General features: G+C 70.0%; 22 protein-coding genes. 15 read left to right on the top strand and 7 right to left on the bottom strand.

The features are described from left to right. The first annotated feature begins 3 nt into the window (after positions 1 to 3). Genes BC102111_RS10720 through BC102111_RS10700 form a run of 5 tightly spaced genes read left to right on the top strand, consistent with a single transcriptional unit; the run spans position 4 to position 4,250 of the window. Entirely contained in the window at positions 4 to 855 is an 852-nt protein-coding gene (locus BC102111_RS10720) for a triose-phosphate isomerase family protein (protein ID WP_101624303.1), read from the top strand. After that, complete coding sequence (locus tag BC102111_RS10715; RefSeq protein ID WP_009380093.1) at positions 852 to 1,607, top strand: GntR family transcriptional regulator; 756 nt, start codon at positions 852 to 854, stop codon at positions 1,605 to 1,607. Before BC102111_RS10720 ends, BC102111_RS10715 begins: the two co-directional genes overlap by 4 nt. Positions 1,608 to 1,626: 19 nt before the next feature. Next, positions 1,627 to 2,568: a sugar phosphate isomerase/epimerase family protein gene (locus tag BC102111_RS10710; protein ID WP_101624302.1), complete on the top strand. Its 942-nt coding sequence runs from the start codon at positions 1,627 to 1,629 to the stop codon at positions 2,566 to 2,568. Then, on the top strand, positions 2,565 to 3,353 hold the full coding sequence (locus BC102111_RS10705; RefSeq protein ID WP_101624301.1) for an SDR family NAD(P)-dependent oxidoreductase: 789 nt from the start codon (positions 2,565 to 2,567) through the stop codon (positions 3,351 to 3,353). Before BC102111_RS10710 ends, BC102111_RS10705 begins: the two co-directional genes overlap by 4 nt. 15 nt (positions 3,354 to 3,368) lie before the next feature. After that, entirely contained in the window at positions 3,369 to 4,250 is an 882-nt protein-coding gene (locus BC102111_RS10700) for an NAD(P)-dependent oxidoreductase (RefSeq protein ID WP_101624300.1), read from the top strand. Positions 4,251 to 4,256: 6 nt separating this feature from the next. Here the strand turns inward: BC102111_RS10700 and BC102111_RS10695 are convergent, their stop codons facing one another. After that, on the bottom strand, positions 4,257 to 5,048 hold the full coding sequence (locus BC102111_RS10695; protein WP_101624299.1) for an enoyl-CoA hydratase/isomerase family protein: 792 nt from the start codon (positions 5,046 to 5,048) through the stop codon (positions 4,257 to 4,259). Positions 5,049 to 5,158: 110 nt separating this feature from the next. Next, on the bottom strand, positions 5,159 to 6,373 hold the full coding sequence (locus BC102111_RS10690; RefSeq protein WP_101624298.1) for a CaiB/BaiF CoA transferase family protein: 1,215 nt from the start codon (positions 6,371 to 6,373) through the stop codon (positions 5,159 to 5,161). Positions 6,374 to 6,524: 151 nt separating this feature from the next. Between BC102111_RS10690 and BC102111_RS10685 the strand changes: the two genes are divergently transcribed. The 5 genes from BC102111_RS10685 to BC102111_RS10665 all read left to right on the top strand — a co-directional run bounded on the left by BC102111_RS10685 (position 6,525) and on the right by BC102111_RS10665 (position 11,441). Then, positions 6,525 to 7,253, top strand: coding sequence for a GntR family transcriptional regulator (locus tag BC102111_RS10685; RefSeq protein WP_101624297.1), 729 nt, complete (start codon positions 6,525 to 6,527; stop codon positions 7,251 to 7,253). A gap of 62 nt (positions 7,254 to 7,315) precedes the next feature. Further along, positions 7,316 to 8,287: a tripartite tricarboxylate transporter substrate binding protein gene (locus tag BC102111_RS10680; protein ID WP_063248693.1), complete on the top strand. Its 972-nt coding sequence runs from the start codon at positions 7,316 to 7,318 to the stop codon at positions 8,285 to 8,287. Beyond that, on the top strand, positions 8,284 to 9,315 hold the full coding sequence (locus BC102111_RS10675; protein WP_101624296.1) for a 4-hydroxythreonine-4-phosphate dehydrogenase PdxA: 1,032 nt from the start codon (positions 8,284 to 8,286) through the stop codon (positions 9,313 to 9,315). Before BC102111_RS10680 ends, BC102111_RS10675 begins: the two co-directional genes overlap by 4 nt. Next, entirely contained in the window at positions 9,312 to 9,914 is a 603-nt protein-coding gene (locus BC102111_RS10670; protein WP_101624295.1) for a tripartite tricarboxylate transporter TctB family protein, read from the top strand. Before BC102111_RS10675 ends, BC102111_RS10670 begins: the two co-directional genes overlap by 4 nt. A gap of 9 nt (positions 9,915 to 9,923) precedes the next feature. Next, complete coding sequence (locus BC102111_RS10665; protein WP_095375216.1) at positions 9,924 to 11,441, top strand: tripartite tricarboxylate transporter permease; 1,518 nt, start codon at positions 9,924 to 9,926, stop codon at positions 11,439 to 11,441. Between the two features lie 103 nt (positions 11,442 to 11,544). On the opposite strand, the gene BC102111_RS10660 is transcribed toward BC102111_RS10665, so the two are convergent. Both BC102111_RS10660 and BC102111_RS10655 read right to left on the bottom strand, forming a co-directional pair. Beyond that, complete coding sequence (locus tag BC102111_RS10660) at positions 11,545 to 12,378, bottom strand: aldo/keto reductase (RefSeq protein ID WP_095375217.1); 834 nt, start codon at positions 12,376 to 12,378, stop codon at positions 11,545 to 11,547. A 141-nt stretch (positions 12,379 to 12,519) separates the two neighbouring features. After that, a complete protein-coding gene (locus BC102111_RS10655) occupies positions 12,520 to 12,933 on the bottom strand; it encodes an MmcQ/YjbR family DNA-binding protein (RefSeq protein ID WP_232252539.1) in 414 nt (137 codons plus the stop codon). 46 nt (positions 12,934 to 12,979) lie between these two features. Between BC102111_RS10655 and BC102111_RS10650 the strand changes: the two genes are divergently transcribed. Next, a complete protein-coding gene (locus tag BC102111_RS10650; RefSeq protein ID WP_095375218.1) occupies positions 12,980 to 13,384 on the top strand; it encodes an arsenate reductase ArsC in 405 nt (134 codons plus the stop codon). Positions 13,385 to 13,480: 96 nt separating this feature from the next. Here the strand turns inward: BC102111_RS10650 and BC102111_RS10645 are convergent, their stop codons facing one another. Continuing rightward, the gene (locus BC102111_RS10645) at positions 13,481 to 14,752 is read right to left on the bottom strand and encodes an NAD(P)-binding domain-containing protein (RefSeq protein ID WP_101624294.1); all 1,272 of its coding nucleotides are present in this window, start codon (positions 14,750 to 14,752) and stop codon (positions 13,481 to 13,483) included. 86 nt (positions 14,753 to 14,838) lie between these two features. On the opposite strand from BC102111_RS10645, the gene BC102111_RS10640 reads away from it, so the two are divergent. The 3 genes from BC102111_RS10640 to BC102111_RS10630 all read left to right on the top strand — a co-directional run bounded on the left by BC102111_RS10640 (position 14,839) and on the right by BC102111_RS10630 (position 16,927). Then, the gene (locus BC102111_RS10640; protein WP_101624293.1) at positions 14,839 to 15,207 is read left to right on the top strand and encodes an ArsR/SmtB family transcription factor; all 369 of its coding nucleotides are present in this window, start codon (positions 14,839 to 14,841) and stop codon (positions 15,205 to 15,207) included. After that, complete coding sequence (locus tag BC102111_RS10635) at positions 15,197 to 15,721, top strand: GNAT family N-acetyltransferase (RefSeq protein ID WP_095375221.1); 525 nt, start codon at positions 15,197 to 15,199, stop codon at positions 15,719 to 15,721. The genes BC102111_RS10640 and BC102111_RS10635 overlap by 11 nt, the downstream gene beginning before the upstream one ends. A gap of 96 nt (positions 15,722 to 15,817) precedes the next feature. Then, positions 15,818 to 16,927, top strand: coding sequence for an alcohol dehydrogenase catalytic domain-containing protein (locus tag BC102111_RS10630; protein ID WP_095375222.1), 1,110 nt, complete (start codon positions 15,818 to 15,820; stop codon positions 16,925 to 16,927). 1 nt (position 16,928) lies between these two features. Here the strand turns inward: BC102111_RS10630 and BC102111_RS10625 are convergent, their stop codons facing one another. After that, positions 16,929 to 17,687 carry an HpcH/HpaI aldolase family protein gene (locus BC102111_RS10625; protein ID WP_095375223.1) on the bottom strand — a complete coding sequence of 253 codons (759 nt, stop codon included), beginning with the start codon at positions 17,685 to 17,687 and terminating at the stop codon, positions 16,929 to 16,931. A 159-nt stretch (positions 17,688 to 17,846) separates the two neighbouring features. Here BC102111_RS10625 and BC102111_RS10620 point away from each other — a divergent pair, with 159 nt between their 5' ends. After that, on the top strand, positions 17,847 to 18,500 hold the full coding sequence (locus BC102111_RS10620; protein WP_095375224.1) for an SRPBCC family protein: 654 nt from the start codon (positions 17,847 to 17,849) through the stop codon (positions 18,498 to 18,500). On the opposite strand, the gene BC102111_RS10615 is transcribed toward BC102111_RS10620, so the two are convergent. Continuing rightward, positions 18,482 to 19,261: a helix-turn-helix domain-containing protein gene (locus BC102111_RS10615; protein ID WP_101624292.1), complete on the bottom strand. Its 780-nt coding sequence runs from the start codon at positions 19,259 to 19,261 to the stop codon at positions 18,482 to 18,484. The two genes, BC102111_RS10620 and BC102111_RS10615, sit on opposite strands and share 19 nt — an antisense overlap. Between the last annotated feature and the right edge of the window lie 9 nt (positions 19,262 to 19,270).

The raw sequence follows: 19,270 nt of genomic DNA, 5'->3' as shown, positions 1-19,270 counted from the left end.
GCGATGGCCGCCGCGACCACCGCTGCCACCCGCGCCGCAGGAGCGCTCACCGGCCCCGCAGGCGACTCCACCGCTGCGACGCTGCCCGACCGGATCATCGGGACGAGCCTGAAGATGTACTTCTCGCACGCCCGGACCCTGGAGTGGGCCGCCGAGGTGAGCGAGCTCGGCCGCACGCATCCCGCCGTGACCTCGGGCGCCGCCGGACTCTTCCTCCTCCCCCAGTTCCCCTCGATCCCCGAATGCGTCGCGCTCGGCGGCCCCCTGCTCATCGGTGCCCAGGACGTCGCCGCGGCCGACTCCGGGGCGTGGACGGGTGAGGTCTCGGCCTCGGTGCTCGCCGAACTCGGCTGCCGGTTCGCCGAGGTCGGGCACGCGGAGCGCCGTCGGCACTTCCACGAGACCGACGACGTCGTCAGCGCCAAGACCGCCACGGCGCTGCGCCACGGACTCGTCCCCGTCCTCTGCGTCGGCGAAGAATCCTCGGTCTCCCCCGAGCAGGCCGCCGCCGAGGTGATGGTCCAGATCCGCTCCGCCCTGCCCCCGGCGAGCGCTGAGCTTCCCCGCCCGATGTCCGTCGTCCTCGCCTACGAACCGGTGTGGGCGATCGGGGCACCTGCTCCCGCCGACCCCGAGCACATCACCGAGGTGTGCAGGCTCGTGCGCTCACGCACCCGCACCCACTTCCCCGCCCTCGACTTCCGCCTCATCTACGGCGGCAGCGCCCGCCCGGGACTCCTCACCCGGCTCGGCCCCGCCGTCGACGGACTCTTCCTCGGCCGGTTCGCCCACGAGACCGATTCCGTGCGGGAGATCCTCGATGAGGTCGCCGACGTCATTAAGCTGTCACCATGAATTCGCTCCCCGCCGTCCCCCGCCCCGACATCGAACGGCGAGGTCTGCGCGACCTCGTCTACGACCACATCCTCGAGATCCTCCTCACCGGCGAGATCTCTCCCGGCGAACGCGTGTCCATCGACGGTCTCGCGCGTCGCCTCGACGTCTCCCCGACCCCGGTCCGCGAAGCCCTCGTCGACCTCGAACGCACGGGCCTGGTCGTCAGGGAGGCGCTGCGCGGCTACCGGGTCGCTCCCCCACTCGACCGCGGGCAGCTCGAAGAGCTCTTCGTCGCCCGGGAGACCCTCGAGACCACCGCCACGCGCCTCGCCACCCCCGCCGACGACGCCTTCCTCGAGGACCTGCGAGCCGCCCACGCCGAACACGAGCGGGCCGGTGCCCGCGTCCGGGAGGCGACGGCGGCCGCGGAGAGCGCAGCGGCCGACGACGAGGAGGCCCAGCACCGGCTCGTCGCCGCCGCCCAGGACTACTACGCGCGCGACCGCGCCTTCCACGGCGTCATCTTCGACCACTGCGACAACCGCTACCTGGTCCGGATGTCCGACGACCTCGGCGCGCAGGTCCACCGCCTCCGGCAGGCCCTGCCCCACGGCATCACCGACGTCGACGAAGCGGTGAGCGAGCACCGGGCCATCCTCGAGGCCTTCGCCTCCCCGGATCCGACCGCCCCCGAGGCGGCGATGCGCCACCACGTCCGCATGGTCGCCCACCGCGCCCTCGTCGAAGACCCCCAGCCACCGACCACCTGATCGTGAACTGCGAGGACCCATGATCCCCACCGAGCCGATGATCGCCTGCTGCATGCACGGCTTCCCTACCGTCGACCGTGACGGCACCGCCCTCCACGAGGCAGGCCCCGAGGAGTGGTCGGACATGCTCGCAACCGTGGCGGGCCTCGGCTTCACCGCCCTCGAGATCGCCGACAGCCACATCCGGCCGGCCGACCTCACCGCGGACGGTCGGTCCGAGCTCGCCCGGGCGGCCGCCTCGGCGGGGATCGACTTCTCCGCCGTCCACGTCCAACGGCGCTCGGTCATCGACCCCGACCACGGCGAGGACAACCTCGACTACGCCCACCGCACCATCGACGCCGCCGCCGAACTCGGCTGCCGGGTCTTCTCCACCGGGCTCCACCAGCCCTTCACCGAGGCGCAGCGCCGGGCCCTGTGGTTCTGGACCGCCCCGGGCTGGCAGGATCCACCGGACCCCGAGGTCCGGGCGCTCGCCGTCCGCCGCCTCCGGGAGCTCGGACGCCATGCCGCCGAGGTGGGTCTGCCGATGTCGTTGGAGATGTACGAGGACACCTACCTCGGCACCGCCGACTCCGCCGTGCGCCTCATCGAGGAGATCGGGCTCGACACGGTCGGGCTCAACCCCGACATCGGCAACCTCATCCGCCTCCACCGCCCGATCGAGGACTGGCGGGAGATGCACGAGGCCACCCTGCCCTTCGCGAACTACTGGCATATGAAGAACTACCAGCGCGACGAAGCCGGCGACGGCTCGTGGGTGACGACCCACCCGACGACCCTGCGCGACGGCCTCATCGACTACCGCGCGATGGTCGCCCGCGCCCTTGATCTCGGGTTCTCCGGCCCGTTCCTCATGGAGCAGTACGGCGGCGACAGCCTCGGCGTGTGCGCGGAGAACCGCACGTATCTCCTCGGGCTGCTCCAGGGCCCCTCGCCCCGGAAGGACTCCGCAGCATGAGCGCACCGACGACACCCGGCCCCGCGTTCCCCGACTCGCGCACCGCCGTGCTCACCGGGGTCGGCAGCGCCCACGGCATCGGTCGGCACACCGCGCACCGGCTCGCCGAGCACGGCTGGAACCTCGGACTCATCGCCCGCCGCGCAGATGAGGCCCACACTCTCGCCGAGGAACTCACCGCCACCCACGGGATCCAGGCCCTCGGTGCGGGCGTCGACGTCACCGACTCCACGGCCATCGCCGAGGCGGCAGCCGCCTTCGAGTCGGGACTTCCGCAGATCGTCGCGCTCGCGAACTTCGCCGGCGTCTCCTCCTCGGTGACGTACTTCGAGATCTCCGAGGCGGAGTGGACCCGGGTCATCGCGAACAATCTCACCGCCACCCACCTCGTCACGCAGGCGTTCGGGCGGATCATGGCCGCCAACGGAGTGGGGCGCATCGTCGGTCTCTCCTCGGTCACGGCGCAGAAGGGCGGCGGAACGTACTCGAAGACCGCGTACGCGGCCGCCAAGGCCGGCATCGTCGGCCTCATGCGCGGTGTCGCCCTCGAACTCGGCCCCTTCGGGGTGACCGCGAACTCGATCTCCCCGGGCCCCGTCGACACCGACATCATGGGCGGGCCGCTCGACGACGAGAGACGCGAGGCGATGGGATCGGCGACGCCGCTGGGCCGGATCTCCGTCCCCGAGGACGTCTCCGCCACCGTCGCCTTCCTCATCAGCGAAGGTGCCGGCCACATCACCGGGCAGACGCTGAGCATCAACGGCGGACTCTACTTCCACTGATCCGCAGGAGGATCGATGACCGACCAGATCACCTTCCTCGGGCTCGGCGCGATCGGGCTGCCGATGGCGCTGCGCCTCCACGCCTCCGGAGCCGCGGTCACGGGCGTCGACCTGTTCCCCGAACCGCGGGGGCGCGCGGCTGCGGCCGGCCTGCCCACCGAGGCGGAACCCCGGTCCGCGGCGTCCGCGGGCACGGTCATCGTCATGGTCGCCACCGGCGAGCAGCTCGACGCCGCCCTCAACGGGGACCCCGATGCGGGCGTTCCCGGGCTCCTCGACCTCATGGCGCCCGGAGCGGTGCTCATCGTCATGAGCACGGTCGGCCCCGAAGCGGTGAGAGCGGCCGGAGCACGTGCGGCGGAGCGCGGGATCAGCACCCTCGACGTCCCCGTCACCGGCGGCATCGCCGGCGTGCAGGCAGGGACTCTGCGCATGCTCGCCTCCGGTCCGTCCGAGGTCCTCGACTCCCGCCGGCCCGTGCTTCAGGCCCTCGGGACGATCATCGACTGCGGTGAGCGCCTCGGCGACGGCCAGGCGTACAAGGCGGTCAACCAGCTGCTCTGCTCGGTCCACATCGTCGCCGCCGCCGAGGCCCTGTCCTTAGCCGGACGGCTCGGCCTCGACGAGGAGTCCGTGCTCGCGGCGATGACCGCAGGCGCCGGACAGTCGTGGATGCTCGCCGACCGGGGGCCGCGCATGCTCGCCGGACTCGACGCCCCGGTGGCGAGCGCTGTGGGAATCTTCGTCAAGGACACCACCCTCGTCGCCGATCTGGCCGCCGACCTCGACATCGACCTCGCCCTGCTCCCCGTCGCCGCGCAGCGGTTCGCCGCCGCAGCCGAACTCGGGCTCGCCCGCCGTGACGACTCCCAGGTCATCCGCACCTACGATGCGTGAGCGGGATCAGCGTCCCGTCCACTCGTAGTCCTCCTTGGCGATGAATGCCCGCACCGCCTCGTGGAAGTCCTCCGACCCGTAGATCCGCTCGACGACATCGGCATCGTCGATGCCCCCGCCGAGGTCGGAGAGCCGTCGCACGATCTCCTTGACCGACCACATCGTCAGCGGGGCATGGCCCTTGAGTGTCGCCGCCCACTCCGCCGCCGTCGCGTCGACGTCGTCGGTGACGGTGCCGAGGAAGCCCGCGGTGAGGGCTTCGTCGGCGTCGATGAAGCGGGCGCGCAGGAGCATGTCGACGACGCGGCCGCGTCCGAGGAGGGCGATGAGGAGACCGAGGGTGTCCCCCGACAGGCAGTTGCCGAGCGTCCGCGCGATCGGCACGCCGAAGCGCGACCCCGGGGAGGCCAGACGCAGGTCTGCGCACGCGGCGATCCCCAGACCCCCGCCCACGCAGTACCCGTCGATGGCCGCGATGACGGGGACGTCGACCGCCCGGAGACGGGCGAGCACCTCGGAGATCCGGCGTTCGTAGGCGACGCCGGCGGGGCCGTCGAACTCGGTGAACTGGGCGATGTCGGTGCCGGCGACGAAGGCTCGTCCGCCCGCCCCGCGGAGGACCATGACGCGCACCGCGAGGTCGGCATCGACGGCGTCGCACGCCTCGGCGAGGCCCTGGTACATCTCCCAGGTCATCGCATTCCTCGCCTCGGGCCGGTTGAAGGTCACGGTGAGGACGCCGTCGTCCCGCTCGACGAGGAGGTCCTCCGTCCCGACTGCTGCGTGCTCGTCGCTCATGGTCGTGCTCCTTCGCTCATCGTCGCTCTCCCCATCATCCTGCAGGTGTCCGTGATCGTGCCGCCGCCGTGCGTGATCATTCCGCTGCCGTCCTTCCGCCGAGGTGCATCTCAGCGCCCTTTGAGTGCGGCGAGTTCCTCCGCGGTGAACCCGAGGTCGTCGAGCACTGCGTTGTCGGCGCCGAGCGAGGGCCCGGCCGGGCCGCGTCGCGCCGGCGTGCGCGACATCCGCATCGGTGAGCCGATCTGCCGGACCGTGCCGGCGACCGGGTGCGCGGAGTCCCAGTAGAAGTCGCGCGCGAGGAGATGGTCGTCGGTGAAGACCTCCCCGTAGTCGCTGATCGGTGCGCACGGGACTCCGGCCTCGTTGAGCAGTCCGACGACCTCGTCGGTCGTCAGCTGCCCGGTCTTGTCCTCGATGAGGGCGATGAGCGCCTCCCTGTGCGTGAGCCGGTCATAGGACCGGGTGAACCGCGGGTCCTCGAGGAGGTCGTCGAGTCCGAGCGCCCGACAGAACCGCTCCCAGTTGCGCGGCGTGTTCGCCCCGACCGTGACGAACCCGTCGGCGGAGTGCACGGCCTGGTAGGGGGCCTGATTCTGGTGAGCGGATCCGTTCGGACGTCCGACCCTGCCCTCGGTGAAGTAGGCGGCCGCCTCCCACACGGCGTAGGAGACGCCGCTCTCGAAGAGGGAGACGTCGATGTACTGCCCCTGCCCCGAACGGTCCCGTTCGACGAGGGCGGCGGTGACGGCGAGAGCGACGTAGAGCGCCGAGGTGAGGTCGCAGATCGGGACCCCGACCTTGGCCGGGGGCGAATCGGGGAAGCCGGTGATGCTCATCAGCCCGCTGCGCGCCTGCGCCATGATGTCGAGTCCCGCGAGATCCGCGAGAGGACCGTCCTGGCCCCACCCGGAGGCTGAGGCGTAGATGATCCCGGGATTGCGCTCGCGCACGCTCTCGTACGAGGTTCCCAGACGGGCCATGACGCCGGGCCTCATGTTCTCGACGACGACGTCGGCGGTCTCAGCCAGGCGCATGAACGCCTCCCTGCCGATCGAGTCCTTGAGGTCGAGGGTGACGGACTCCTTGTTCCGATTGAGGAGCATATGGGGCACGCTCTCGCCGTCGACGTACGGCCCGGTGCTGCGCGTCTGGTCGCCGCCATCGGGATTCTCGATCTTGATCACCCGGGCGCCGAGGTCGGCGAGCTGCATCGTCGCGAACGGTCCGGCCATGAACACGCCGAGTTCGAGCACCGTGACGCCGCTGAGAGCGCCCGGCGCGCGCGGTCCCGCGGACTCGTCGGGAGGTGTGTCTGCGCTCATGAGAACTCCTCTGATCTTCATCGATCCTCTAGGAACAGCTCACTCGACGTCGTCGATCTTCGACGACAGACCGAGCCGACCCATTGAAATTGCAGTGTGATGCGGGTTACAGTCTTCACACTACTGTATACAAAAGAGGATCTATCGAAAAGTGTCCACTCTCCTCCCGGCTCAGCCGAGTCTCGCGATGCAGGCGAGGCACGCTCTCGAGCGCACGATCCTCGCCGGCGACTATCTCCCCGGCGAGCGGCTCGTCGAGGAGCGCCTGTGCGCAGAGCTCGGGATCTCCCGTCCCCCTCTGCGCGAGGCGCTCAAGGAGCTCGCGCACACCGGTCTCGTCGAGCACATCCCGCGCAAGGGGGTGAGGATCATGTCGATCACCCAGCACGACGTCTTCGAGATCGCCACTCTGCGCCGCGATCTCGAACGGATGGCGCTGCGTCTGGCCCTGCCCGACCTCGCCCCCGAGCGGGTCGAACGATGCCGGGCCGCCCTGCGGGAGATGGAGAGGATCGCCGAGTCCGGGACCGAAGGGGACATGGTCTCCGCCGGGTTCGAATTCCACTTCGCCGTGGTCGGGCTGGCCGGTCACGGCCGCATCGAATCGACGTACCGGGCGATGGCGATGCAGCTGCAGATGTGCATGGCACTGAACAACCAGGCCCGGCGGGAGATCGAGGACCTCGACGGCAACGTCGCGCGCCACGCCCGGATGCTCGACGTCATCCTCACCGGCGACCCCGAGGCCATCGAAGCGGAGTTCGACGACCACGGGAACCTCTCGTTCCTCGTCGACGTCGTCGACCGCCTCGACGGGGCCACGCCCGAATCGGACCGCTGGCTCGAGGAGGTGCGCTCCGCCCTGCCCCCGGCGACGTGACCGCCGCGGACCCCCGCGTCCCACACCGACACCACCTCACACTTCTGTCAAAGGAGATGGAAATGCACCTGAAGAGACTGCTCACCGCCACGGCCGCAGCCGGCGTCCTCGCCCTCGGGCTGAGCGCCTGCGGGCAGGGGTCGACCGCCTCGTCCGACGGCGGCTTCGAACCCAAGGGCAACGTCACCATGATCGTCCCCTTCGCCGCCGGCGGCGGCAGCGACATCGCGGGCCGCGCGACGGCCTCCGGACTCGAGGAGACGACCGGCAAGACGATCACCGTGCAGAACATCGAAGGCGGCTCCGGGGCCGTCGGCTACTCCGAGTTCCTCGGCCGCAGCGGCGATCCGAACTACCTGCTCGCCACCGAGACGGCGATGCTCGCCCTGCCGGCGACCCAGGACGTCGAATTCACGTATGAGAGCTTCACCCCGATCATGAAGCTCGGCGACGACTACACGCTCATCGTCGCCAAGGCCGATTCGCCGCTCAATACCTGCTCCGACCTCGTCGAGAAGGCGAAGAAGGAGCGCACCGTCGTCGCGATCTCCGGAGCGACGGGACTCGACAACATCACCTTCACGCTCATGGAGAAGGCCACGGGGGCGAAGTTCGATCGCGTGCCCTTCGAATCGGGGTCCGAGGTCATCACCGCAGCCCTCGGCGGACAGGTCGAGGCGATCTCGGTCAACCCGGGTGAGGTCCTCGGTCAGCTCGAATCGGGCGATCTCAAGCCCCTGTGCGCCGCCTCGGAGGAACGCTACGAGTACCCCGAGCTCAAGGACATCCCGACCGCGAAGGAACAGGGCATCGATGTCGCCTTCGCCCAGTTCCGCGGCGTCATCGCACCCGGCAACATCCCCGACGAGGCGAAGCAGTACTGGATCGACCAGGCGAAGGCGTTCGCCGAGACCGATGCCTACACGAAGTACATCGAGGACAACATGATGCAGCCGAACACGGCCTACGGCGACGACTTCTCGAAGTACCTCGCCGAGAACGACAAGGAGCTGCGGGAGGCGATCGGAAAGTGACCGCCTCGACGCCCAAGCCGCGCATCGTCCTCGTCCCCGGCGACCTCTCCGGGGTCGGCCCCGAACTCCTCGCCCGCATCCTCGTTGACGAGGGCAATCGGGCGCGCGCCGACCTCACCGTCACCGCGACGCCGGACGAGCTGCGCTCGTTCGCCGACACCGCCGGCGTCGACCTGCCCGACCTCGAGGAGATCGAGTTCGTCGGCACCGCCTACGACGGTCCCGCCATCCCCGTCGGCGAGGTGAGTGCCGACGCGGGCAGGCGGGCGCTGATCGACCTCGGCGCCGCGCTCGACCTGTGCGCGGCCGAGGACGCCGACGGAGTCCTCTTCTTCCCCCTCAACAAAGGGGCGATGTCGCAGGCGGGCATGACTCAGGAGGACGAGCTGCGGTGGTTCGCCGAGCGGCTCGGCTACCGGGGCTTCACCTCCGAGCTCAATTTCATCGATGCGCTCGTCACCGCCCGGGTGACCTCGCACATTCCGATCTCCGAGGTCGCTGCGGGCATCCGCGCCGGCAGGGTGCTCGAGACGATCGAGCTCCTCGACCGCGTCGTCCGGGAGACGAGGACGCCGACCCCGCGACTGGCGGTGTGCGCGCTCAACCCGCACGCGGGTGAGGGCGGGAAGTTCGGGCGCGAGGAGATCGACGACATCGCCCCGGCGATCGCCCTCGCCCGCTCCCGCGGGATCGACGTCGCAGGCCCCTTCCCCTGTGACACTCTCTTCTCCCGGGCCGCCGGCGGCGACTTCGACGGTGTCGTGACGATGTACCACGATCAGGGGCAGATCGCGATGAAGCTGCTCGGCTTCGACCAGGGCGTCACGGTCCACGGCGGCATCCCGATCCCCATCGCCACCCCCGCCCACGGCACCGCGCACGGGATCGTCGGCACGCGCACGGCGGAGCTGAGCCCGAGCAGCCATGCCTTCGATCTCGCGGTGCGCATGTCCGCCCACCGCGCGGCGGAGCGGGCGAGGACCGCCGCACCGGAGAGTGCGGCCCCCGCGGAGGTGGGCGTCCGATGAGCACGGTGGCGGAGCGGACCCCTCCGCGGAACCGACCCGAGGTCTCCGACGTCATCGGCACGGCGATCCTCGGCATCGTCGGCGCGGTGGCCGCGATCATGGGGCTCGGGTACGGGCTCACCGTCGAGGGCGGCCAGGTCGGTCCGGGCATGCTTCCCTTCCTCACCGGTGGGTTCATCTTCCTCGCCTCGGTGGCGGAGATCTTCCGTCTCTTCTTCGCCAGTGTCGGCACCTCGGGCGGACGGATCATGTCAGCGGTCGAGGACATCGAGGCCACCGCCGCGGAGTCGATCGACGCCGCCTCCGATGCCGTCTCCGCCGACGGGGAGGCCGTAGACACCTTCGGCCGCACGGAGAGGCAGCGCAACCGCGCGCCCTTCGTCATCTTCCTCACCTTCGGCATTGCGCTCGCGCTCGTGCCCGTCCTCGGGCTCATCATCGCGCTCTCGGGGGCCATCCTCTTCCTCCTCCTCGTCGTGGAGAAGCAGAAGTGGTGGGTCTCCGCCCTGGCGACGATCGGTGCGGCAGTCTTCGTCTACATCGTCTTCGGCCTCGTCCTCTCGGTCCCCCTGCCGACCGGGATGCTCGGCCTCGTCTGAGGAGTTCCCATGTTCGACAACCTCATGATCGGGCTGGAGACCGCAGTCACCCCCGAGAACCTGCTCTGGTGCTTCGTCGGCGTCCTGCTCGGCACCGTCATCGGCCTGCTGCCGGGGCTGGGATCGACGACGGGTGTCGCGATCCTCCTGCCGGTCACCCTCGCCTTCGATCCCGTCACCGCGCTCATCATGCTCGCCGGCATCTACTACGGATCCCAGTACGGGTCCTCGATCAGCTCGATCCTCATCTCCACACCCGGGGACTCCTCGAGTGTGGTGCTCACCATCGACGGCTATCAGATGGCGCGGAAGGGCAGAGCCGGCGCGGCGCTCGCGATCTCCGCCCTCGCGTCGTTCTTCGCCGCCATCGTCTCACTCATCGCCCTCATCGCCTTGGCCCAGCCGATCGCACGGTTCGCACTCAACTTCGGCCCCGCCGAGAACCTCGCGATCATCCTCCTCGGGATGGCGACGATCGTCTCGTTCGCCGGGGAGAACATCCTCCGCGGCATCACCATGGCCGCCGCCGGGCTCCTCGTGTCGATGGTCGGGGTCGCCTCCGGCTTCTCCACGGCCCGCTTCACCTTCGGCAGCGTCAACCTCCTCTCGGGGCTCGACTTCGTCGCGGTGATGATCGGCATCTTCGCCGTCGGTGAGGTCCTCCACCAGATCCGCCGAGGCGGGGAGAAGCCCATCCGCGCCCGTTTCCGGGATCTGCTCGTGACGAAGGAGGAGCTGCGACGTGCGGCACCGTCGACGGTGCGCGGGACCGGTCTCGGCTTCACCGTCGGGGTCCTGCCCGGTGCCGGGGCGACGCTCGCGACGTTCCTCGCCTACGGTGTCGAGAAGCAGGTGAGCCGGTTCAAGCACCTCATCGGCAAGGGCGCGCCGGAGGCGGTCGCCGCACCCGAGGCGGCGAACAACGCGGCCGCGAACGCGAGCTTCATCCCGACGCTCGCGCTCGGCATCCCCGGCAGCGGGACGACGGCCGTCCTCCTCGGTGCCTTCGTCATCTTCGGACTGCAGCCGGGACCGCTGCTCTTCCAGCAGGAGCCCGACATCGTCTGGGGTCTGCTCGTGAGCTTCTTCTTCGGCAACCTCATCCTGCTCGTGCTCAACCTGCCGCTGGCACCGGTGTTCGCGCAGATCCTGCGGATCCCCTACGTCTTCCTCTACCCGATTGTGCTCATGATGAGCTTCGTCGGCGCCTTCGCCCTGGGCAACAACATGTTCACCCTCTGGGTGGTGTTCTTCTCCGGGCTCCTCGGCTTCTTCATGAAGCGCTTCGACTTCCCGGCCGCCCCGTTCGTCCTCGGACTCGTCCTCGGTCCGCTGCTCGAGAAGTACCTCGTGCAGACCTCGGCGCTGGGCAACGGGAACCTCTTCATCATGTTCCAGCAGCCGCTTTCGCTCATCCTCACCCTGGCCGCACTCTTCGCACTCGCCTACCCGCTCATCGGAGCGGTGGTCCGGAACCTCCGGACTCGGAGAGCGGACGCCCGCCGCCGGGAGACCGTGTCGCACTGAGGCCGCTGCACCAGCTGCCCGGGTGCTCGGTCAAGGCGTAGCGCGGATGGCCGACGATGCACCACCGGCTATCCGCGCTGCGCCTTGAGTGAGGCCCGGGGCCTCACATCTCCTCGTGGGAGAGCGGATCCCGGTCCTTCATCCGGCCGCGCTCGAGACCGGAGATCGCGGCCACCTCGGCGGGGGTGAGGTCGAAGCCGAAGATGTCGGCGTTCTGCCGCTGCCGTTCGGGATTCGCCGACTTCGGGATCGGGATGCTGCCGATCTGGGTGTGCCAGCGGAGGACGACCTGGGCCGGTTCGACGCCGTGGGCCCGGGCTGCCTCGGTGATGGGGTCTTCGGCGAAGAGGCCGCCGTCGCGGTAGAGCGGGGACCACGATTCGGTCTGGACGCCGATCGATTTGTGGAAGTCGACGAGCGCGGTCTGCGGGAAGTAGGGGTGGAGTTCGACCTGGTTGACCGCGGGGGTGACTCCGGTCTTCTCGATGAGTTCGGTGAGCATCTCGGCGGTGAAGTTCGAGACGCCGATGGACTTGACGAGCCCGCGGTCGCGCAGTTCGATGAGTCCGCGCCACGTGTCGACGTACTTCCCGACGCTCGGGTTGGGCCAGTGGATGAGGTGGAGGTCGAGGTAGTCGAGGCCGAGGCGGGCGAGCGATTCCTCGGTGCTCGCGATCGCGTCATCGAATCCGTGGTGGCGGCCGGGGATCTTGCTCGTGACGAAGAGGTCGGCGCGGTCGACGGGGCTCTCCGCGATCGCCTGGCCGACTTCCCTTTCGTTCTCGTAGTTGACGGCCGTGTCAAGGAGGCGGTAGCCGCTCTCGATGCCGGCGGCGACCGATTCGACGCCCTCAGGGCCGGTCATCGCATACGTGCCGAGTCCGATCTCGGGGATCGGACGTCCGTCGTTGAGTTCGAGAGTGGGAATCGCAGTCATGACTCCACCCTAAGACCGCCGAGGCGGTGAGGACCAGGGGTGCGGCCAAGTCGGCTTGCCGTGGGGTGCTGTCGGTCGGGCCTCAGTCCTCGGACTCGACGCCGACGCGCCGACGGACTCGACGCCGACCGCGTCCTCGGGTTACGACTCGGCCTCGTCCGCGGCGACATCGTCGATGAGCCGGGCGAGCCTGGCCGGGGCTGTGCTGCGATAGGAGTCGGCGAGGAGATCGCGCAGCTCGTCCTCGGCGACGTCGGCGAGGTCGAGACCGATCCAGCCGGTGGGGCCGAGGTACATGGGGACGAACGTGTCCTCGCGCTCGAGCATCACCTCGGCGTCGAGCGGATCGAGCAGGAGGAGGACGGCGTGGGGATGCTGTTCGATCTCCCCGGTGACGTGCTTCTCCGCGGCGCCGAAGTAGGCGAAGACCTTCGTCGTGAAGAACGCCGGGCGACCGTGCGAGACCTTCTCCTGCGCTTCGGGGAAGCTCAGCGCGACCGTCCGGAACCACGCGAGCACGGAATCATCGGCATCGAACATCTGCGGGTGGGCCATGGGGCCACGATACGCCGACTCCGCTCGTCTCTGAGAGAATTCGACCATGAGCGAAGAGAAGCCGTCCGTCCTGTTCGTCTGCGTCCACAATGCCGGTCGCTCCCAGATGGCCGCCGGATACCTGCGCGAGCTGGCCGATGGCCGCATCGAGGTCCGCTCTGCCGGCTCGATGCCTGCCGATCACCTCAATCCCGTCGCCGTCGAGGCCATGGCCGAAGAGGGCATCGACATCACGGCCGAAGAACCGACCGTTCTCGCCGCCGACGATGTGCGTTCCTCCGATGTGGTCATCACGATGGGCTGCGGAGACGCATGCCCGATCTTCCCCGGCAAGCGCTACGAGGACTGGCAGCTCGACGACCCCGCCGGACAGGACATCGGTGCCGTCCGCCCGATCCGCGACGCCATCAGAAGTCGCGTCGCGGCCCTCGTCGACGATCTGATCGGCTGAGGACGACCACGACTCAGCTCATCGACGCGGACAGCCGTCGCGTCAGCGGGAGGCGTTGCCGACCGTCCCCAGACGAACGGTCTGCGGGCTGCCCGTTCAGCACGATCCGCCTGTGTTCGCCTCCTCGGGCACGTCGAAGAGCCCGGCACCACCGCAGACCCCCGTATCCGGCAGAATGAGATCGACCCTGGCCGCGCCTTCCCGGTCGCCGGCGATGTCTGCGACGACGCTGCGCACCTGTTCGAAGCCGGTGAGAGCGAGGAATGTCGGTGCTCGGCCGTACGACTTCGCGCCGACGATGTAGAAACCGGGTTCAGGATGGGCGAGGTCGGCGGCTCCGGTCGCACGCACCGAACCGCACGAGTGCACGTTGGGATCGACCTCAGCGGCGACCTTCGCCGGTGCCTGCAGCCGCATGTCGAGATCAAGGCGGATCTCGGAGAGGAAGGACAGATCGGGACGGAAACCCGTGAGTACGATGACGCGATCGGCAGGCGCGAGGCTCCGGCCGTCCTCAGCGATGAGCGTCGCCCGCTCGCCGGAGACGACGATGCGCTCGGTGCGGAAGCCGGTGACGAGGTCGACGAGCCCGTCGTCGACGGCGCGCTTGGCGCGTTGGCCCAATGCTCCCCGCTCCGGCAGCTCGTCTGCGTCTCCTCCGCCGAAGGTGTTCCCCACCGCGCCCCTGCGCAGAACCCAGCTCACCCGCGTCTCAGGTGCCCGTTTCACGATCCGGGCCAGCAGACCGATCGTCGTGGCCGCCGAATGACCGTTGCCGACCACGACGACACGGCCACCGGCCCACCGCCGCGCGTCGTCGATGCTCGGGATCCGATGCTCGACGAGACCGGAGGCGACTGCCGCCGACTCGCCGAGCGCGGGCAGACCGTCAGCGCCCGCGGGGTTCGGGTGCCCCCACGTTCCCGATGCATCGATGACCGCGCTTGCGTCGATGCGCTCCTCGGTGCCGTCTCCTCGACGAACGTGGACGACGAACGGCGCCTCGTCACGTCTGTCGTCGACGGAGAGATCCCGGCCCCTTCGGCCGACACCCACCACTCGCGCACCGTACTCGATCCGATCCCCGATGACGGCGGCGAGCGGGCGGAGGTACGTCTCGATCCACTGGGCGCCGGTCGGGTAACCCCGCTTGGGAACGCTCCATCCCGTGGGGGCGAGCAGGCGGCGGGCCGCTGCATCCGTGAGCTCTGACCACGGTGAGAACAGCCGAACGTGCCCCCATTCGGCGACCGCCGCCGCCGGAGAGTCCCCCGCTTCGAGGACCCGCAGTTCCGTTCCTCGCTCGAGCAGATGGGCGGCAGCCGCGAGGCCCTGAGGGCCGGCACCGATGACGACGACAGGATTCATTTCGATCTCCACATATTGATGATCTTCGATGTTTTGATCCTCATCGACATATCGACATATGTCAATCTGCTGTGGAGAATGGGGTCATGTCCTCCACGCCCGCTAATGTCGAGACCCAATCGCCAGCAGATCGCGGCTGCGCCGAGTGCGCACCGATCGACGGTGCCGACGCCGAGCGGATCGCGAAGGTCTTCAAGGCTCTCGGCGACCCCACACGGCTGAAGCTCCTGTCGATGATCACTGCGAGTCCCGCCGGTGAGATGTGCGCATGCGACCTCACCGAACCCGTCGGCCTGTCCCAGCCGACGGTGTCCCATCACATGAAGCTCCTCGTCGACGCCGGGCTCGCCACCCGCGAACAGCGCGGGCGCTGGGCCTACTATCGCCCCGTTCCGGACATCCTCGATGAGGCGGCGAAAGCTCTCTTCCGACGAGAGCCAGACCATGAACGCTGACGCACTCTCGTTTCGGCCGCTGACGGCCACGGACTGGCCTGTCGTCGACGCCATCTACCGGCAGGGAATCGCGACCGGACACGCGACGTTCGAAGCCGAGCCGCCGCAGACCTGGGACGCCTTCGCAGCCGCCAAGCACCCGCACCTCATGCTCGGCGCGGCCGACGCTGACGGGACGCTCCTCGGGTGGGCCGCCGCCGCGTCGGTCTCCTCCCGAGCGGTCTACCGCGGCGTCGTCGAGCATTCGATCTACGTCCGTCCCGACTCCGAGGGCCGCGGGGTCGGCACCCGCCTGCTCGCCGCGTTCGTCAGCCTCGCCGACCGGTCGGGCATCTGGACGATCCAGGCATCGGTCTTCCCCGAGAACGAGGCGAGCCTGCGCCTGCATGAGCGCGCGGGCTTCCGCGCGGTCGGTCGCCGCGAACGCATCGCCCGCATGTCCTACGGACCGCTGGCGGGACGCTGGCGAGACACGGTCCTCATCGAGAGGCGCACCGAGCTCTCTCCCGAATGAGCCCGCAGGTGTCCGAGTGAAATCGTCGTGGCGTGAGAGTGAACTCGCCCCACTTGTGTAGACAAGTCCCCGCCGAGGCTGGTCAACTGGACCCCTATGAGTGACCTCTCCAGCCCCGAACTCCACCCTGCCGGTTCCGGTGCGACCGGCACCGCGACCCGCACCGCCGACAGCGACCCTGCAGTCTCGTCGACCGCCGAGGCGCTCGTCTGGCTCGGTGGCGACCGGTTCGAACCGCGATCGCTTCCGATTCCGCCCCTGGCTCCCGGAGAGACGCTCGTCCGCCTGACCACGGCGACGGTCTGCGGCTCCGACCGGCACACCGTCGCCGGTCACCGGCCCGCCCCGAGCCCCTCGGTGCTCGGGCACGAAGGCATCGGGGTCATCGCGGCGACGACCGCCGACCGCACGGTCGGGCAGCGCATCGTCTTCGCCGTCACCGCGGTGTGCGGGGACTGCCGCAACTGCCGTCGCGGCCTGAGCGCGAAATGCGTGTCGGTCGCCAAGGTCGGCCACGAATCGACCGAGACCGGATGGGCGCTCTCGGGCACGTACGCCTCCCACATCGTCCTGCCCGCAGGCGTCGCGATCGCCGCGGTCCCCGACACGGTGCCCGACGCCGTCGCCGCGACCGCCGGCTGCGCCGTCGCCACCGTGATGGCGATGATCGAGGCCGCCGGCGACCTGTCCGGGCGCCGGGTGTTCGTCAACGGCATCGGGATGCTCGGGCTCATCGCCATCGCCGCCGCGAAGTCCCGCGGTGCCGCCGAGGTCATCGCCTTCGACCCCGCACCCGAACGCCGCCGCCTCGCCGAGGCGAGCGGTGCCGACACCCTCGTCGCCGCGGCCGCCGACCTGCCCGCCGACGTCGACGTCTCCCTCGAACTCTCCGGTGCCGAAGCCGGGGTGCGCGCCTGCCTCGATGCGATCGGCATCGGCGGCACGGCCGTCCTCGCCGGCAGCGTCTCCCCCGGCCCGCATGTGACCCTCGACCCCGAGCACATCGTCCGCGGCTGGCGCACGATCACCGGGGTCCACAACTACGAACCGCGGCACCTGAGGCAGGCGGTCGACTTCCTCGCCGGGGACGGCGCGGCCATGCCCTGGGACGACATCCTCGGCGGCCCGATCCGCCCGGCCGACCTCCCGGACGAATTCGCGCACCCCACCCCGGGACTGCGCACCGTCGTCGACCTCGACGGCTGAGTCAGGCGCGGGCGGTGTCGAGGTCCGCCCGCAGCGCGCGGGCGGCCGCCCCTATGTCGAGCGCCGAGGTGATGAACCGGTACCCCTCATCCCGGCGGAGGTTCGCCTCCGCCCCGTCACCGCAGTGGATGCCCGGGACGATGCCCGCGGCATCGGCGGCGGACCGGATGCGCAGGAGCGCCTCGGCGTGGGCGTCGTTGGGCTGACCGGGAACGGCACCGACGGCGAACGCGAGGTCGGCCGGACCGACGTAGACCCCGTCGACTCCGGGGACCCGGCAGATGTCCTCGACGGTCTCGAGGCCCTCAGCGGTCTCGATCATGACGAAGAGGAGGGGGCGCTCGGCGCGGGTGTCCCTGATGTCCCGGGTGAGGAACTCGACCGTGGGGCCCCACGACCGGTCGCCGCCGCGACTCGGGTAGTCCAGCGCCCGGACGGCCGTCTCGGCGTCGGCGACCGCGGAGACAAGGGGCACGATGATCGCCTCGATGCCCGCGTCGGCGAGCATCCCGATCTCCGTGAACCGGTTGACCGCGACCCGGGCGGTGACGAGCGCCGAACCGTGCGCGCGGATCGCGTCGCTGAGCCGAACGACGTCGGAGGGGCGGGTGAGCCCGTGCTGGAGGTCGAGGCAGACGAAGTCGTACCCCGTCGCCGCTCCGATCGTCGCGAGCTCCGGGCTCGCCGTCATCATCCACAGCCCGTTGTAGACCGCACCCTCGGCGAGCCGGGCGCGGTGCGTCTCGAATGCAGCAGTCATGGGGGCATCGAACCACACCGGCCCGGGTGCGGTCGCCGACGTTCAGGATCCGGGCGAGCCCGGCAGGGCCCTGCCCGCCGCACTGAGGAGTCAGTGCCCTTGACGTGGGCGACCGAGCGCCCATACTCGAACCATGCCCACCCACACCGAGGAGGACCAGTGAGCGAGCGACCCACCGACGACGCCGTCATCGCCGCCCAGGCCGACGACGTCACCCGCGGCCTCAGCGTCGACATCGACGGCGGCACCCAGCATGCCGTCCAATCACTCAGCCAGACCTACCCGACCTCCGTCGACGACCTCTGGGAGGCGTGCACCGACCCCGAGCGCCTCGCCCGCTGGTTCGCCCCGGTCAGCGGCGACCTGCGGCCAGGCGGCCGGTACGCGATCGAGGGCAACGCCTCGGGCACGGTCGAGGCCTGCGAAGCACCGCGGACCTTCGCGATCACGTGGGAGTTCGGCGGCGGAACGAGCCAGGTGTCCGTGCGCGTCGACCCCGACGGCGATGGTGCCCGACTCACCCTCGAGCATGCGGCCACCGCCGAGGCGGGGTCGGAGTTCTGGACCCAGTACGGGCCCGGGGCGACCGGCGTCGGGTGGGACCTCTCGCTCCTCGGACTCGCCCTCCACCTCAAGGCCGGAACGGGTCGCCCCGAGGACGAGGAGGCCTTCGCTCAGACGCCGGCCGTCCAGCGGTTCATCCGCGCGTCCAGTGCGGCGTGGGGTGAGGCCTCGGCGGCGGCAGGCACCCCCGAACCCGAGGCCCGGGCCGCGGCGGAGCGGACGACGGCGTTCTACCTCGGCGAGGACTGACCGCCGGCCCCGAGCGCGAGGCGGGCGATGTCCCTGAGCACCGCGAGCTCCTCACTGTCCTCGAGGAGGGACTTGAGTTCGATCGCCGCCGTCGTCACCGGCCCGCGGTAGGCACCGGCGACATTGTCCGGCTCCCTGGTCAGGGGGTAGGACACACAGAGCGCGAACACCGTGGCCCCGACCGTGAAGGCCACGCTCGCCGAGGCGGTCCCCTTCACCCGCGCCTGCTTCGTCGCGTAGAACTCCCCCGGATTCCCCGGCCCGCACAGGGCGAGCGCCGCCGACCCGCCGTCGACGAGCGGGAGGATCGTGCCGACGCCGCGGGTGACCCGCAGCTCGTGGTCGGCTTCGACGTTGCGCACGCACACCCGGTCCTCGCCGACACGGACCCACAGCTGCACGGATTCGCTCGTGAGCGTGCGCAGGTGCTCGAGGACGGAATTCGTCGTCGCGATGCTCCGCCGTCCCGGGAACGGCCCGAGGCGGAGCAGGCCCCCGGAGTCGCGGACGATGAAGCGGTGGGTCCGCAGGTCGGCGAGGAGGCGGTACGTCGTCGACTTCGAGTAGCCGAGGCGGCGGCACACCTCGGCGGCGGTCATCGGGGTGTCCTGGAGCGCGGTGAGGATCGCCGCACTCCGGTCGATGACTCCGACCTCCTGGGGTCGGTCGAAATCGGACGGGGCGAGCGCCTCGGCGGGGGTGGGATCGCCCCGCCCCTCCGTGGTCGTCGACCTCCCTGCGGTGGACGTTCTGTCGGTCATCGGTGTCCT

This window comes from Brevibacterium casei CIP 102111, from assembly GCF_900169275.1.
Lineage (GTDB): Bacteria > Actinomycetota > Actinomycetes > Actinomycetales > Brevibacteriaceae > Brevibacterium > Brevibacterium casei.
Note: the sequence above shows the minus strand (reverse complement) of the source record. Positions and strands in the feature narration are given on the sequence as shown.